Raw genomic sequence first — 16,410 nt, forward strand, 5'->3', positions numbered from 1 at the left:
GGTTCAATCCTTATTGTAAAATTTTTATCATTATTTATAACAGATGATGTGGTAAATACTAAGATGCGTTGAGCCTTCAACCATGACACTACTGCTGGTGAAGTATCAAACACGACCTATATAAATATTACCGTTTTTTTAAATCAAATGCCGACCAAATTGGCGCATGATCAGACGGTTTTTCCATCGCCCGTAGCTCATAACTAATCCCAGCATCAACACAGGCCTCAACAAGATCCGAGCTGCACAAAATATGATCGATACGCAAGCCACGTTTCGGCTCATCATTGAACCCACGACTGCGATAATCAAACCAGCTATATAGCTCTGTGCTTTCTGGATAATGTAAGCGATAGGTATCTGTCAGCTCGCGTGACATCAGCGCCGCATACCACTCACGTTCTTCTGGTAAAAATGAGGTCTTTCTATTTTTCAACCAGCGCTTAGCATTGACGTCGCCGATGCCAATATCAGTATCTTCTGGGGCAATATTCATATCACCCATGATTATGAGCGAGCGACCTTCTGCTTTTAAGGTATCGATATACGCCATTAAATCTGCATAATAAGCCCGCTTCATCGGGAATTTGGTCGGATGGTCTTGGCTTTCGCCTTGTGGAAAATAACCATTGAGCACATCAATTTCACGACCCTCAAACTCATATCGTGCATGAATAAAACGCTTCTGTGCCTCGACATCTTCACCAGGAAAACCCTTTTGCACAAATATAGGTGCAACCTTGGATAGTAATGCCACACCATAATGGGCTTTTTGACCAAAGTACTCTACGTGATAGCCCAGACTCTCTATGTTTTCTAGGGGGAATTGCTCATCATGTACTTTGGTTTCCTGTAGACCCATCACATCAGGATCGATCACTTCTCGCACGGCCTCAAGCTGATGTTGACGAGCGCGAATACCATTGATATTAAAACTGACAAAACGGGTCATAAATTATCCTATACTAATTGATGAAAATACGGTGCTAATATAAAGAAATGGGCTATGAAAATGCATAATCCACTATCATAACAGACGTCGACCGACCTAACTGTTGCGCGCCCTGATATCTTAAGCTAGAGTAGTTGTGGTTAATATGGCTGCTATCAAATTTTGGCCATCGAATCATGAACATCGAACAATATTTATTAAAACAATGACCGAGCATCTTTATGATAAAAAATAACAGCAAAAATACAAATACAGTGGCAAGTGTAGACGGCAAATATACGCCATTGTTTACCAAAAATTATAATGTCTATATTAACCATACTGATGCAGGCGGTATAGTCTACCATGCCAATCATTTGGTGTTTTTTGAAAACTGCCGCCGTGATTGGTTTGGGGAACTGAATTTAAATGGGTATTTTTTGCAGACTGACGATGGAGAAATCCAACATTTTGTCGTCAGTCAAGCAGACTTGCAATACCAAAGAGCTATTTTGTTAGATGAAGTCATCAGTGTGCGCATCGATAAAGTCGAGTTAAAACCTGCCAGCATTATCTTTTACCAGAGCATTCATCGTCACAGCCCAGACAGCCTTTCTTCTGATTATGCTAATAGCAATGCTAATGCTAGCAGCTTATTAAGTAGTGGCAAAATCGTCATTGCTTGTGTGCAAAACCAAGTCAAAACCAAACCGCTATCCAATAGTAAGGCAGATACTGCGGTTGCTAGTGCCACGCCCATGCGCCCTATTCGTGTTCCAAAGCATTTACGCGATGCCATTGAGCAAGCGATCCACGAGCAGCTGAATGCTTAGTGGCTGGATAATTAGTAGTTAGATACTTAATGATTGGATATTTAGTGGCTGAATAATTGGCGATAATGACTTATGCATCTTCATAATAATAAACCGATACTGATATTCGAGAATATTCAGGTACATAGTAAACGTACAGCCAGCATACCTGCCTATAATGATAACAAGGTTGGCGATAAAAGTATTAATAACAAAAATATGGAAGCCATAGAAGCCACAACATCTGCGCTATCTACCATTTATCAAAGATGGATCAGCAAACTAAGACCAAACACTGTCTCTCAGCCAATCATACCTGCTCATCAACGATTATTAATCGATGGCGCCACAGGCAAGCTGTTAGCAGGTCAAGTAACCGTGTTAACAGGCGCTTCTGGTAGTGGTAAATCGGTATTATTACGGGTAGTGGCTGGACTACTGCCCATGAGCGGTGGCAATGTTCGTTTGCGCTCTGATGACCAATCAACCAGTAGTGCTTATTGTAGTATCCATGATACTGCACCGATACAGTGGCGCACGCACGTTGCCCTACTCGCCCAGCACCCACAATTATTAGAAGGCAGTGTGCTTGAGAACTTGCAAATGCCTTATCAGCTACAAGCGCATCAGCACCTTGATTTTGATATCGACTGGCATATCGCACAGCTTGAGCAATTGCAACGCAGCGCTGACTTTTTACAGCAAGATGCCTATCATCTATCGGGCGGCGAGCGGCAACTGGTCAACACGTTACGCCTCTTACAACTGAACCCACGGGTGTTATTACTAGATGAGCCTACTGCGGCTCTAGATAGTGACACATCAGCCCAGCTCGTCAATCTACTCATGAACTGGTTAAAGGCAGATAAGCAGCGTACATTACTGTGGGTAACTCACGATACACAAGACATCATGCCATTAGCCGATCAGCATTGGCAGATGCAAGCAGGGCTATTAACTGAGATATTCTAACGTTGATTTAAACCTGTCATGTCACTCTTTAAAATGACTTTTCTTAACAAATTCGTATTAACGTCTATCTTATATTCGTCATTTTATATAGTGAGCCACTATGAGCGGTACAGATGACATACAAGTATTTTTAACTTACGGTGATATTGCCCTTGCCAGCAGCTTAATTATCATCGTTCTTATTATCTCTTGGCGGCTACGCTTACAGCTGACCAAAACGCTGTTAATCGCGGCTATCCGCACGGTGCTCCAGCTTAGTTTTATCGGTTTAATATTGGCATGGATTTTTGCTCGTGAACAGTGGTATGAAGTCCTGTTAATTTTGACCATCATGACCTTGATTGCAGGCGCTGCTGCCAAAAATCGCGTCAAACGTAGCTATAAAAGTTTGTTAACTGACACTTTGCTGGCAGTAAGCGCTTCGGCTATATTAGTCACTGCGATAGCCATCATGATTATTTTAAAGGTACAGCCTTGGTACACACCGCAATTCGTTATTCCTATATTGGGGCTAATATTGGGCAATTCGCTCACCGCTATCTCATTGACCAGCAACCAGTTGATTGAATCCTTTCATGAGCAACAAGGACGTATAGAGATGATGCTCAGCCTATCTGCTCGCCCATTTGAAGCAGTGCATGAACCAATACGCGCCGCCATTGTCAATGGCATGACTCCAACGCTGAACTCTATGCTAGTCGTCGGTATCGTTAGCTTGCCCGGAATGATGACGGGTCAAATATTGGCTGGCGCTGACCCCACTCAAGCGATTCGCTATCAGATAGTCACTATGTTTTTGATATGTGTGAGCAGTACGCTCGGCTGTACGATCAGCGCTTTACTCATTTATCGACGCTTTTTTAATCAAAACAAGCAACTGATATTACCTGAATAATTGGGCATAACTGCATTCAGTTGGAGTGCTGACAAATCTATAGTTGATATATTGATGTTGGCTATGATAATTTTTTTGTTTCACTCATTCTTCTATACTCATTCATTTCTATACTTATTAAGCGGCGAATAGCGTATCTTAAGTGACAAACAGCGCATCTATCTAATCACTTGAAATTCCATAAAAATCATATTTTTCAGCTTTATTTATGCACTGCTCAGTATTTCATACTAGTATAGTATTTGATGATATTCATGCTACTGTATTGCTTAAATGTATCATTATTTTCTGATACCTTAGTGTTAGATAACAGGTAGAGCTTATTTAAGAGCAAAAATGCTTTTACAATTAAGCGATCTTTTCGTTCAATTGACGTCATTATCCTTTAATAATGATTAAGTCGTTTTGTACGATAGCAATAAAACCTAGCAGCCAGTCAATAGATAAGGATATTATCACGCTCAGCGGCAAACGGTTTACGTCAGCGCTGATGTGTTTTATTGACACGGATATGACTGCTTTACGACAGAATTCACCCTATTTTAAACTTCAAGGACGCTGACTATGACGCCGAATAAACCTTGGCTTGCCCATTATCCTAATGGTGTACCAAAAACTATCAACCCCGATAGATATAGCAGCATCATGGAGCTGTACGAAGAATGCTTTGAGCGCTTTCGTCTGCACCCTATGAGTATCTGTATGGGCGTGACCCATACCTACGATGATGTTGATAAAGTTTCACTTGCCGTTGCTGCATGGTTGCAGGCGCAGGGGCTGCCTCAAGGCAGTGTGGTTGCACTTATGATGCCAAACGTGCCGCAATATCTGCCAACGATGATTGGTATTTTGCGGGCGGGTTATGTGTGTACCCCAGTTAACCCACTGTATACTGGTCGTGAGCTGCGCCATCAGTTGAACGACTCGGGTGCTCAGGTTATTTTTGTGGTTGATAACTTTGCTCAAGCGCTCGAACAAGTCATTGACGAGACCAATATTAAGCGTATTGTCCTCTCGAAAATGGGCGACATGATGGGCTTAAAAGGTATCTTAGTAAATACCATCATTCGTCAGGTCAAACGCTTAGTGCCTAAGTACAAGTTGAATGATCCTAAACACGAAGTGACCAAGTTTCCTGATGTGCTGAAGAAAGGCAAAAGCCTGCCGTTCCACAAACCAAAAATGCAATTAGATCAAAAAGCATTTTTACAGTATACAGGTGGCACAACAGGACTATCTAAAGGGGCTATCTTAACGCAGCGCAATATCGTCGCCGCTGCGATGCAATCAGAAGCATGGACCAAACCGATTACGTCAGAGATTAATGAGGTCTATATCAATATGGTGATGGCGTTACCGCTATATCATATTTTTGCCTTTATGCTCAGTCTACTCGGCATGCGCTCAGGCTACACTTTTATCTTGATACCTAATCCACGTGATATACCAGGATTTATTAAAACGCTGTCAAAACAGCCGTTCCATATATTGCCAGCGGTGAATACCTTGTTTAAAGGCCTACTTGATCATCCAAACTTTAAAGAGTTAGACTTTAGCTCACTACGCATCTCACAAGCAGGTGGCATGGCAGCAACTGAGCAGACAGCGGCACGCTGGTTAGAAGTCACTGGTTGCGCTATGATTGAAGGTTGGGGTATGACAGAAGGTGTCGCTGTAGGTACCGCTAACGTCATCACTGATCGCAAGTTTAACGGTACAATTGGCGTCCCTGTTCCTAGTGTCGATGTCATTGTCATCGATGATGAAGGCAAGCGCGTTGGTGTCAACGAAGCTGGTGAGATGTGTGTAAAAGGTCCTAACGTAACCTCAGGTTATCTTAACAGAGACAGTAGTGATGACTTTACGGCAGATGGCTACTTTCGCACTGGCGATATCGTCAGCATGGATGAAAAAGGATACTTTAGATTATTAGACCGCAAAAAAGACATGATTTTGGTTTCAGGCTTCAATGTCTTCCCAAATGAGGTTGAATCAGTGATGCTAGATTGTGATGGTATTATTGATTGTGCGGTGATCGGCATTCCCGATGAGCATCAAGGTGAAGCAGTCAAAATTTATATTGTTCCTGCCGATAACAATGTCACCAAGGAAGTCATTAAAGAATTTGCTTTGGACAATATGACTGGCTATAAATGCCCGCGTCATATCGAATTTGTCAGCGAGTTGCCAAAGAGTAATGTGGGTAAAGTATTACGTCAAAAACTGCGTGAAAAGCATATGTCGGACAACCCACAATTGTAAATAAATAAATCATTATCAAAAAGCGTTTTACATCATATGTAGAGCGCTTTTTTTATGTGAATCTATCATTCTTATACAGAAAATTATTCCTTTGTAACTATAATGTTAATGCTTTTACGTAACAACTTTTTTTACAAAATAGATGATTCGTATAATGATTCACAAATTTCCAAGGAAAATGCCGTTCGCACCTTGTTGCTAACCGCTTATCCTCTATGCTGTTACAACATATATTTTTTGCTTTATCAAACTTAATTATAAACTATCAAGTTCTTGTATAAAAATAACAATATCAATTGTAGTTATGTTAATGTGTTGCCAAAATAAGTCACGCTATTTTTTATTAGTGTGAGTCGATAGTCGTTCAATTCAGATCAGTTTATGAGCAAGTGGTGCTTTTCTTAGTAAGGATAATAGTAACCAGCTGTTTACTGTATTTAGACCACTGCTTTTTATAGTGAAATGAGCTTGTAGTTAAATAATTTATATAAAGGTCACCGTATTTTAGCAGTCTGTGAATCGATAGGATAGCACGCGACAATCCATTGCTCTCAAGGCGATGATTTATATTGTTGACAAGGATGTGACTACTCTTTTATAGAACCTTAACGTATCACAACATTTAAGGACGCTAAGTATGACAGTAGATAAGCCTTGGCTGGCGCAATATCCAGAAAACGTACCCAAGACCATTAGTCCTGATCAATATGAGAGCCTCATAGAGCTGTATGAGGAATGTTTCAATCGTTTTCGTATGCATCCTATGACTATTTGTATGGGTGTCACTCATACTTATGGTGATGTGGATAAAGCCTCACTTGCCGTTGCTGCATGGTTACAAGCGCAAGGCATTCCTAAAGGCAGTGTCGTTGCACTCATGATGCCCAACGTGCCGCAATATCTGCCAACGATGATTGGTATTTTGCGAGCGGGTTATGTGTGTACACCAGTGAACCCACTGTATACCGGTCGTGAGCTGCGCCATCAATTAAATGATTCTGGTGCTCAAGTTATTTTTGTGGTTGATAACTTTGCTCAAGCACTTGAACAAGTCATTGAAGAAACTGACATCAAGCGTATTGTCCTCTCAAAAATGGGCGACATGATGGGGCTAAAGGGGATTTTGGTCAATACGGTTATCCGTCAGGTCAAACGCTTAGTGCCTAAATATAACCTGAATGACCCTAAATACGATGTGACCAAGTTTCCTGATGTACTGAAGAAAGGCAAAAATTTGCCTATCCAATCACCAAAAACCACACTGCAACAAAAAGCAATTTTGCAATATACTGGTGGAACGACTGGTTTGTCGAAAGGTGCTGTTTTGACTCAGCGTAACGTCGTCGCCGCTGCGATGCAGTCAGAAGCTTGGTACCGCCCTATCACCTCAGATATTAATGAGGTCTATATCAACATGGTAATGGCGTTACCGCTTTATCATATTTTTGCCTTTATGCTGACTCTGTTAGGCATGCGCTCAGGTTACACCTTTATCTTGATTCCTAACCCACGCGATATGCCGGGCTTTGTTAAAACGCTGTCAAAACAGCCGTTCCATATATTGCCAGCGGTGAATACTTTATTTAAAGGCTTACTTGACCAACCAACCTTTAAAGATTTGGACTTTAGCTCGCTACGCATCTCACAAGCAGGTGGTATGGCAGCAACTGAACAAACAGCTGCTCGCTGGTTAGAAGTCACTGGTTGCCCGATGGTCGAAGGTTGGGGGATGACTGAAGGGGTTGCAGCTGGTACGGCTAACGTCATCACTGATCGCAAATTTAACGGTACGATTGGTATACCAGTCCCTAGCGTAGATATCATTGTCGTTGATGATGAAGGTAATCGTGTCGGCTTACATCAAGCTGGCGAGATGTGCATTAAAGGCCCAAACATCACTTCAGGCTATTTTAATAAAGACAATAGCAATGACTTTACCAGTGATGGTTACTTCCGTACTGGCGATATCATCAGTATGGATGAACGGGGCTATATCACTTTACTTGATCGCAAAAAAGATATGATTTTGGTTTCAGGCTTTAACGTCTTCCCAAATGAAATCGAGTCAGTCATGCTAGATTATAAAGGCATCATTGATTGCGCAGTGATTGGTATTCCTGATGACCACCAAGGCGAAGCAGTCAAAATTTATATCGTCCCTGCTGATAATAATGTTACCAAGAGTGATATTAAAGAATTTGCTTTGGACAATTTGACTGGTTATAAATGCCCACGTCATATCGAATTCGTAAGCGAGTTGCCAAAGAGTAATGTGGGTAAAATATTGCGTCAAAAGCTACGTGAAAAGCATCTGTCCGATAACCCTCAAACCTTGTAGTGCATAGATTTTAGATTTTTAAAAAGAAGACAATAAAAAACCCTCAACCTTAATGCTGAGGGTTTTTTATTGTCTTCTTTTTGACTTCATTGCTGTTGATACCAAAGCAATGAAGTCAACTAGTTACTAATTAACTTTATTAACCACTTGCAATGGTAAATGCTTCATTGCTTGACCGACAATAGACCACGGTAGACTTGGTACACAAGCTTCATCGACTCCAGCCTCAATCGCTGCAACGATGGATTTGGTGCCCATATCTGCATCCACTTCAAACGGTAATGGTTTGGCATTTGCATTAATTTCAGTACGGATATAACCTGGATAAATGGTCGAGACTTTAATGGGCAATTTGGTTAATAACATATCAGCACGAATGCCTTCTGCCAGATGAGCCAGACCCGCCTTACTTGCGCCATAAGCGGTCAAATGCTTAGGCAGTCCACGCATTGCTGACATGCTTGATATCACCACCAGATGACCGCTGTTTTGTGCGCGGAATATATTCATCGCTGCTTCACATTGCGCGAGCGCAGAGACAAAGTTAATCTCAACGGTGCGTCGGTTGGTATCGAAGCGCCCTTTACCAATACGGCGACTATCCCCGACGCCCGCATTGACCACCACACGATCGATATGACCAAAGTCAGTTGCGAACGCATCAAATACATCGAATATGGCATCATAGTCGCTGACATCTAATGCTCGATATTCAACACGAATATCAGGATACGCTGCCATCAACTCTGCTTGTAGACTTCCTAGACGGTCGGTACGACGCGCGCAAATCGCTAAATTATAGCCAAGCTTGGCAAACAATCTTGCCATGCCTTCGCCCAGTCCTGAGCTGGCACCCGTGATTAATACTGTTTTACCACGACCAATCTGCTGCTTATTTAAACCTTTTAGATAGCGCGCAGGCTGAATCGCGCTAAATAGCTGATTTTTACTTTGTTTAGCGCTTTTGGTGACTAAATTGATCAATTTATTTTGCATAGAACGTCCTGTTTACATCCATATTATATGAAGCTGACAGTCTATAATATCGCAAATTGATAAGTGCGGCTTGTCTGTTATAAAAATACACAAAAAGTACTCAACAGTTATCATAACTGATTCTAATAACATAAAAATCGGCTACGTGTTTAGAGCAGCCATTTTATCCTGATGTTAATCACGGCTTAATTATGACCTTGATATCTCACCGGCTATCACATGCTATGTTATCGCCACGTCACGAAGCGTTTGCCATCAGCAAATAAGTGACTGTATTCATTTAAAGACAATAGCCGTGTACTCTGCGCTTCTAAAGTAATAGACGTCACGCCCGTATTAACCAAGCTTTTATTAATTTGATACGCAGTCTGACTGCCTTGTTGTAATAACTGCGCGGTAATAGCCGAAATAATGCCGCCCGAAGTAAACACCAGCACCGTACTATCACGCTCTAAATTCAGATTAGCCACTTGCAAACGCACTTGCTCAAGCGCTTGTTTTGCCCGCTCATTAAATTGTGACCAGCTCTCAATATAATCAATGTCATTGTCACCTGCATGCCAGCGCTGCATCGCAGCATCAAACAGCTCCGCCAAACGCATAGATGGCACTTCTGCTTGCGCAATCTCAGCCGCAATAGCACCTTTACTCATGAAAGCAGGATTAGACTTTATAAACACGTCTTTATGATTAAATTCATCAAATTGTGGCAGTACATAGCTATCCGGCGCACTTATATCGATCGCAGGCTTACTAGAGATATCGCTATCAAAAAATGACTGATAACGCTGCCAAAAATGATGTGCAGAGTCTTGCTGCCTAACCAAACTACCAGTAAAAATCGCATCGATTCGACGCTGAGTCGTCGCGTAATGCTGACCTAGCATCTGCGCTTGCTTGCCACCCAGCTCTGAGAGTTGATCGTAATTCTCTTGTCCAAATGACGCTTGACCATGACGGGCCAAAAGTATGGTTGTCATAAAATATTGCCTTGTTAATCGCACTTTTATAATTTTTAAACGCCCTAGATTTTTAATTTTTAAACTGCTTACTCTTCAGCTTTAGGTGCGTTTTGTCCAAAATAGCTCTTTGGTAAGATACCTTTAATAACAGCCTGTATAGGACTTGGCAACTGCTCAATCATCGCAGCATCAACACCCATATCTTGCAAATGCGGCTGTACTCGGCTAGTAAACAAAATCTCACCTTCATATTGAGCAATCAGTTTAAGACATTTGGCATGTAACACGTGCACAATAATCCAGAAATTTTTAAAGGCTGGATTGGTCGTTTGTTTATGATAGTAGCGGTAATAAATCTGCTGAACGATACCCGCTAGACGGAATAGCCCAAACACTTCATAAAACGTCCAGTTGTCTATCTCTAGGCCTGTCTGCTCAAGATAATAAGCAACCACCTCATTGCGAGTCATCATGCCTTTTAAATGGGTGGGCTGACGGCGTGACTGCTGCATAATGATGTTGTCATCTTCTTCAATCCAATACGCCAATGCGCTGCCCAAATCCATCAAAGGATCGCCCAAGGTCGCCATTTCCCAGTCGAGTACGCCGATCACCTTGGTCGGATCTGCTGCATCCAAAATTACATTATCAAAGCGCCAATCGTTATGAATGAGGCAAGTCTTACTATCAGCAGGCGTATGCTTACCAAGCCACTGACGAACCAAGGCAAAGCTTGGAACATTAGGGGTTTTGGCTTTGACATAACGCTTGTTCCAACCTGCCACTTGGCGCTCGCAATAACCTTCACCGCGTCCAAGATTGACCAAATCAGGATGCGCTTTATAATCGACTTGATGCAATTCAATCAAAGCATCGATGACATTGGTACATAATGCACGGGTTTGCTCTTCATTTAAATCGATGCCTTTTGGCAAATTGGCACGAGGAATGATACCTTCCATACGCTCCATGACATAAAAGTCGGCACCGATGACGGACTCATCCGTACATAGCGCGACCATTTTAGGTACATAAGGATAAGCATCTTTTAAGGATTTTTGAACCGTATATTCGCGCACCATGTCGTGTGCTGATTTTGCTTTGGTGCCTTTTGGTGGACGGCGTAAAATTAAATCTTGGCTTTTACCTTCGCCTTCATATTGCAAACGATAGGTCCAGTTTGATGCGCCACCTGAAAATTGAGTAACGGTAGGTTCGCCTTTTATATCCACACCCTGATCACGTAGCCATGAGCTGACCGCTTTGGCATCAAGCTCTTCGCCCTCACGAACCTCGCCGCCTTTATCTAAGATTTTATTAGCTACTTCTTTGACGGTAGTGTTGCTTTGATTAGCAGTTGCCATATGACATTCCTTATCGTGTGCTCAATTATGTTTATCGATGGATATAGGGCTGGAAATTCACTATTAACGGTGTAATAGTGAATTTCAATGAGAAATTAATTCAAGCAAATGCTCATTTAAATCAATTTCTATAAGTTTATGAATAACTAAATTTAGGATTTACCAGATTTAGAAGGACGAATAAAACCCTGACGCTTTAATTCTAACTTAGCAATCATCGTTTTATGTACTTCATCAGGACCGTCAGCCAGACGTAGCGCTCGAGCTTGCGCATAAAATGACGGCAACATGGTATCTTGGCAAACGCCCATGCCACCATGAATCTGAATCGCCATATCGACCACTTCTTGTAATACCGTCGGTGCAACAACCTTAATCGCAGAGATTTCAGTCAATGCTGCTTTTGTACCTTGCGCGTCCATTTTTTGCGCTGCATATAACGTCAATAAACGCGCTTGGTCAATCTTAATACGCGCCTCAGCGATACGCTCAAAGTTACCACCCAGTTGTAATAATGGCTTGCCAAAAGCGGTACGCTCCATGCCGCGCTTAACAGCCAGCTCTAGCGACTTTTCGGCAGCGCCAATACAACGCATGCAATGGTGAATACGACCTGGTCCTAGGCGACCTTGCGCAATCTCAAAGCCCATACCGGCTCCACCGATAAAGTGACTGACAGGCACACGTACATTATCAAAGCTGACTTCACCATGGCCGTGCGGCGCATCATAATCGCCAAAGACTTTGAGCATGCGCTCGATATTGACGCCTGCAGTTTTTGCTGGAACCAATACCATCGAATGCTGATGATGACGGTCTTTATTCTCATCAGGCGTATACGCCATCACAATCAAAATATCGACCGCAGGGTCACCAAGACCCGATGACCACCATTTACTGCCATTGATAATAATCTCATCGCCATCAACCACAGCTGTCGCTTGCATATTGGTCGCATCACTAGAGGCGACATCAGGCTCAGTCATACAAAATACCGAACGCGTTCTACCTTCTAAGATTGGTGTGAGCCATTTGTCTTGCTGCTCCTCAGAACCATAGCGCCATAACAGCTCCATATTGCCGCTATCGGGGGCATTACAGTTAAACACATAAGGCGCTAATAAACTGCGTCCAGTGAGCTCGGCAATCGGTGCATAATCGGTCACCGACAGCCCTGCCCCTAGCGTGTCATCTGGCAAAAACAAATTCCATAGACCGGCTTCGCGTGCTTGTTTACGTAAACTCTCATACTTTTCTGGCCATTGCCAATTTTTCCAATTACCGTCTGGGTTTTGCGCATGACAATCCGCCCAAAACTGCGCTTCTATTGGCTCAATATGGGTTTCGATAAATGTTTTGACTTTGGCATGCATGGCTTGACCATGTTCGGTGGCGGTAAACATCAATGTATTTTCAGACATAGCTGGCATCCTTTTCCTTGCTGATGGTTAATGGTTTTCATCACGTTCACATAAAACTTTTATAAAAAGCCCAATGCTAATTTTATAGTGTACGTGCGTATACTCTGTTCTGTATGCCACATTTATAACACAGCATTTATGAATAAACAGCAAAAAGGCGCGACCCGCTAGGACACGCCTTTTACAAAATACAAACAATGCTTCTATTTAGAGTGGAAAATTAAAAACTACTTTAGGATATTTAAACGGCTATTAAAATCAAAACGTGCTAGCGCATCTGGCAGCTTGTCAATCGCCATATTCACCGTTGCTTCGGCAGCTTGTGATAATCCCAACTTCTCGGCCAGCGTTGGTTTTTGACGTGAATGCAGCGCATAGACTTCATTGTCTTCCATACGCTCTAAAATATAGCTGTCTGAGGTTTGCAGACTGTCAATTAAATTCAATTTTAGCGCATCTTCGCCATACCAATGCTCACCTGTTGCCACTTTCGCGACATCCAATGCTGGACGATACGTGTTGACGAAATGTTTGAACAATTCGTGCGTTTGTTCCAGCTCTTCTTGGTATTTGGCACGGTCGTCAGCGTCATTTTCACCAAACATAGTAACGGTACGCTTATAGTCACCAGCGGTAAACATCTCATAATCGACGTCATGATTTTTTAGCCATTTATGAAAGTTTGGCAACTGTGATACCACACCGATTGAGCCAATAATGGCAAAGGGCGCAGCCACTACATTATCCGCCACACACGCCATCATATAACCGCCACTGGCCGCGACTTTATCGACACAGACTGTTAGTTTTAAACCAGCCTCTTTTAGACGTGCCAATTGTGCTGCTGCCAAACCATAACCATGAACCAAGCCGCCACCTGATTCAAGACGTACCACGACTTCATCACCTTTATTTGCGCTGCTGATTAATGTGCTGATTTCTTCGCGTAAATGTTTAACTGCCGTGGCTTTGATATCACCGTCAAAGTCGAGAACGAAAACTTGTGATTTATTATCACTGTTTTTTTTCTTATTTTTGCTTTTTGCCTTCAATGCTTGCTTGGCTTTCTTAGCCATTACTTTTTTGAATTGCTTAAGCGCGGCTTTACCTTGAGTTGCCTCCATTAAGTCTTCACGGCGTTGTTCTTGGCTTTTATTTAGATGAACAACTTGTAGCTCAACAGGGTTCTTAGCAGGGTGAAAAAGCATGAGTAGCATTCCTTACATGATTAGAATAATTTGAATAAGATTTTATAAGTGAGCCTAATATGTGCACAGTGGCTGATATTTTCAAGCAGTATGACAATATTTAACCCAATGCAAATGTTACTGAATAAATACGCCCATTACTGATACTTTCCTACGCTTTGATTGGACGCCACTGGTTGTATAACAAGGGCAGATTAGGCATAATATGCGTTTACACCAAATTTTCTGTAGCCAACGTGATGACCATTTGTCTTAATCGCGTTATTTGTGCGTTTTTAGCGGATAGCTTGAATCGTACAGCAATGGCTGCATTATTGTATTTCGAATTGGGCTGACAACTGGATAATTATATTATGACGCAAAGCACTATGACGCATAGCGAATATCGAGACGAATATTGCGGAGCCGTAACCGAAAGCTTCATCGATCAAACCATCAGTATCGTAGGCTGGGTACATCGTCGTCGCGATCACGGTGGCGTGATTTTTTTAGACATGCGTGACCGCGCTGGTATCTTGCAGGTCGTCGTTGACCCTGATACGCCAGAAGCCTTTGCAATGGCTGATGCGGTACGTCCTGAATATGTGCTAAAAATCACTGGTCGCGTACGTCAACGCTACGCGGGTACTGAAAACAATAATATGACCAGTGGTCAGATTGAGCTGTTAGGCAAAGAAATTGAAGTATTGGCGAAATCTGAAACACCGCCTTTCCCATTAAATGATGAGAAAACCACGGTATCAGAAGACTTGCGTTTAAAATACCGCTATCTTGATATGCGCCGTCCGCAAATGCAAGAGCGTATGGTTTTCCGTGCTAAAGCCACGTCAGCCATTCGTCGTTACTTAGATGACCATGGTTTCTTAGACGTTGAGACCCCTATCTTGACTCGTGCGACACCAGAAGGCGCGCGCGATTACCTTGTGCCATCACGCACACGCCCAGGTAACTTTTTCGCCTTGCCACAATCACCACAGTTATTCAAACAGTTATTGATGGTGTCAGGTTTTGATCGTTATTATCAAATCGCTAAATGTTTCCGTGACGAAGACTTACGTGCTGACCGTCAGCCTGAATTTACCCAAGTGGATATTGAGACTTCTTTCTTAAATGAAGAAGAAATCATGAATATCAACGAAGGTTTGATTAAGCATTTATTCAAAACCATGATGGATGTTGAGTTTGAGCAATTTCCACGCATGACGTACGCTGAAGCAATGCGTGACTATGCCTCAGACAAGCCTGACTTACGTATTCCATTAAAGCTCATCGACGTTGCTGATTTAATGAAAGACGTTGATTTTAAAGTATTTGCCGGTCCTGCTAACGATCCTAAAGGTCGTGTTGCTGCGCTACGCATCCCAGGCGGCGCTTCATTAAGCCGTAAGCAAATAGATGCTTATACCAAATTCGTTAGCATCTATGGTGCACGTGGTTTGGCTTATATCAAAGTCAATGACGCCAGCAACATCAACAACGGCGTTGACCAAGAATCTGGTCTTCAGTCTCCTATCATCAAAAATATGACCGATGACGTATTGGTAAGCTTGATTGAGCGTACTGGTGCAGAAAGCAACGATATTATTTTCTTTGGTGCGGATAAAGCCAGTGTCGTCAATGACGCAATCGGCGCATTACGTCAAAAAATTGGACTAGACCTTGAGATGACTACTTGTCAGTGGGCACCACTTTGGGTCACTGATTTCCCAATGTTTGAGCAAACGGACGATGGTCGTTGGACGTCAATGCATCACCCGTTTACTAAACCTAAAGGTTCTGTTGATGAATTGAAAAACAACCCAGAATCTGCCCTTTCTATCGCTTATGATATGGTATTGAACGGTACAGAAGTTGGCGGTGGTAGCTTACGTATCAATACCTTTGATATGCAGCAAGCGGTACTTGATGCTTTAGGTATCGGCGAGCAAGAAGCTCAAGACAAGTTTGGCTTCTTACTTGACGCCCTAAAATTCGGTGCGCCGCCGCATGGTGGCTTGGCCTTTGGTTTGGATCGTCTGATTATGCTCATGGTAGGCGCAGACTCTATCCGTGATGTTATCGCTTTCCCGAAAACCAAAACTGCTGAGTGCCCACTAACTCAAGCACCTGCTGAAGTTGATAGCAAGCAGCTACGTGATCTTGGTATCCGTGTGCGCGAAAAAGCACAGGCTGACACCAACAAACCTGCGCAATAAATGGTCTAACGATGTCCGGATATTTTTCTCAGTACTTATTACGTGATTCATCAC

General features: G+C 42.6%; 12 protein-coding genes. 6 read left to right on the plus strand and 6 right to left on the minus strand.

Features of this window, described 5'->3' with window-relative positions; all coding sequences use genetic code 11:
• Positions 1–127: 127 nt before the first annotated feature.
• Positions 128–952, minus strand: a complete 825-nt coding sequence (xthA, locus tag JMY05_RS05270) for an exodeoxyribonuclease III (protein WP_045447834.1) — start codon at positions 950–952, stop codon at positions 128–130.
• A 221-nt stretch (positions 953–1,173) separates the two neighbouring features.
• Here xthA and JMY05_RS05275 point away from each other — a divergent pair, with 221 nt between their 5' ends.
• The 5 genes from JMY05_RS05275 (at position 1,174) to JMY05_RS05295 (ending at position 8,210) form a co-directional block, all read left to right on the plus strand.
• Complete coding sequence (locus tag JMY05_RS05275; RefSeq protein ID WP_045447832.1) at positions 1,174–1,764, plus strand: acyl-CoA thioesterase; 591 nt, start codon at positions 1,174–1,176, stop codon at positions 1,762–1,764.
• 72 nt (positions 1,765–1,836) lie between these two features.
• Complete coding sequence (locus JMY05_RS05280) at positions 1,837–2,715, plus strand: ATP-binding cassette domain-containing protein (RefSeq protein ID WP_201614384.1); 879 nt, start codon at positions 1,837–1,839, stop codon at positions 2,713–2,715.
• A gap of 100 nt (positions 2,716–2,815) precedes the next feature.
• Complete coding sequence (locus JMY05_RS05285) at positions 2,816–3,610, plus strand: ABC transporter permease (protein ID WP_045447830.1); 795 nt, start codon at positions 2,816–2,818, stop codon at positions 3,608–3,610.
• Between the two features lie 564 nt (positions 3,611–4,174).
• Positions 4,175–5,872 (plus strand): AMP-binding protein, encoded by a 1,698-nt coding sequence (locus tag JMY05_RS05290; protein ID WP_045447827.1) that lies wholly within the window; start codon positions 4,175–4,177, stop codon positions 5,870–5,872.
• Between the two features lie 637 nt (positions 5,873–6,509).
• Positions 6,510–8,210, plus strand: a complete 1,701-nt coding sequence (locus tag JMY05_RS05295; RefSeq protein ID WP_201614386.1) for an AMP-binding protein — start codon at positions 6,510–6,512, stop codon at positions 8,208–8,210.
• 126 nt (positions 8,211–8,336) lie between these two features.
• Here the strand turns inward: JMY05_RS05295 and JMY05_RS05300 are convergent, their stop codons facing one another.
• The 5 genes from JMY05_RS05300 to sohB form a co-directional block, all read right to left on the minus strand.
• On the minus strand, positions 8,337–9,206 hold the full coding sequence (locus tag JMY05_RS05300; protein WP_227678114.1) for an SDR family oxidoreductase: 870 nt from the start codon (positions 9,204–9,206) through the stop codon (positions 8,337–8,339).
• Between the two features lie 227 nt (positions 9,207–9,433).
• Positions 9,434–10,186 (minus strand): histidine phosphatase family protein, encoded by a 753-nt coding sequence (locus tag JMY05_RS05305; RefSeq protein ID WP_045447825.1) that lies wholly within the window; start codon positions 10,184–10,186, stop codon positions 9,434–9,436.
• Between the two features lie 68 nt (positions 10,187–10,254).
• Complete coding sequence (locus JMY05_RS05310; protein WP_201614388.1) at positions 10,255–11,532, minus strand: phosphotransferase family protein; 1,278 nt, start codon at positions 11,530–11,532, stop codon at positions 10,255–10,257.
• A 152-nt stretch (positions 11,533–11,684) separates the two neighbouring features.
• Positions 11,685–12,935, minus strand: coding sequence for an acyl-CoA dehydrogenase family protein (locus JMY05_RS05315; protein WP_201615360.1), 1,251 nt, complete (start codon positions 12,933–12,935; stop codon positions 11,685–11,687).
• A 245-nt stretch (positions 12,936–13,180) separates the two neighbouring features.
• On the minus strand, positions 13,181–14,161 hold the full coding sequence (gene sohB / locus JMY05_RS05320; RefSeq protein ID WP_201614390.1) for a protease SohB: 981 nt from the start codon (positions 14,159–14,161) through the stop codon (positions 13,181–13,183).
• A 368-nt stretch (positions 14,162–14,529) separates the two neighbouring features.
• Here sohB and aspS point away from each other — a divergent pair, with 368 nt between their 5' ends.
• On the plus strand, positions 14,530–16,356 hold the full coding sequence (gene aspS / locus JMY05_RS05325; RefSeq protein ID WP_045447850.1) for an aspartate--tRNA ligase: 1,827 nt from the start codon (positions 14,530–14,532) through the stop codon (positions 16,354–16,356).
• Positions 16,357–16,410 lie beyond the last annotated feature (54 nt).

It is taken from the genome of Psychrobacter sp. JCM 18902 (assembly GCF_904846615.1).
In the GTDB taxonomy this organism is placed as follows: Bacteria; Pseudomonadota; Gammaproteobacteria; order Pseudomonadales; family Moraxellaceae; genus Psychrobacter.

Excerpts from the sequence above, each read along its gene's own strand:
- JMY05_RS05300 (WP_227678114.1), bottom strand. The coding sequence starts at position 9,206 with ATGCAAAATAAATTGATCAATTTAGTCACCAAAAGCGCTAAACAAAGT.
- xthA (WP_045447834.1), bottom strand. The coding sequence starts at position 952 with ATGACCCGTTTTGTCAGTTTTAATATCAATGGTATTCGCGCTCGTCAA.
- JMY05_RS05295 (WP_201614386.1), top strand. The coding sequence starts at position 6,510 with ATGACAGTAGATAAGCCTTGGCTGGCGCAATATCCAGAAAACGTACCC.
- JMY05_RS05280 (WP_201614384.1), top strand. The coding sequence starts at position 1,837 with ATGCATCTTCATAATAATAAACCGATACTGATATTCGAGAATATTCAG.
- JMY05_RS05305 (WP_045447825.1), bottom strand. The coding sequence starts at position 10,186 with ATGACAACCATACTTTTGGCCCGTCATGGTCAAGCGTCATTTGGACAA.
- JMY05_RS05315 (WP_201615360.1), bottom strand. The coding sequence starts at position 12,935 with ATGTTTACCGCCACCGAACATGGTCAAGCCATGCATGCCAAAGTCAAA.
- aspS (WP_045447850.1), top strand. The coding sequence starts at position 14,530 with ATGACGCATAGCGAATATCGAGACGAATATTGCGGAGCCGTAACCGAA.
- sohB (WP_201614390.1), bottom strand. The coding sequence starts at position 14,161 with ATGCTTTTTCACCCTGCTAAGAACCCTGTTGAGCTACAAGTTGTTCAT.
- JMY05_RS05285 (WP_045447830.1), top strand. The coding sequence starts at position 2,816 with ATGAGCGGTACAGATGACATACAAGTATTTTTAACTTACGGTGATATT.
- JMY05_RS05290 (WP_045447827.1), top strand. The coding sequence starts at position 4,175 with ATGACGCCGAATAAACCTTGGCTTGCCCATTATCCTAATGGTGTACCA.
- JMY05_RS05275 (WP_045447832.1), top strand. The coding sequence starts at position 1,174 with ATGATAAAAAATAACAGCAAAAATACAAATACAGTGGCAAGTGTAGAC.
- JMY05_RS05310 (WP_201614388.1), bottom strand. The coding sequence starts at position 11,532 with ATGGCAACTGCTAATCAAAGCAACACTACCGTCAAAGAAGTAGCTAAT.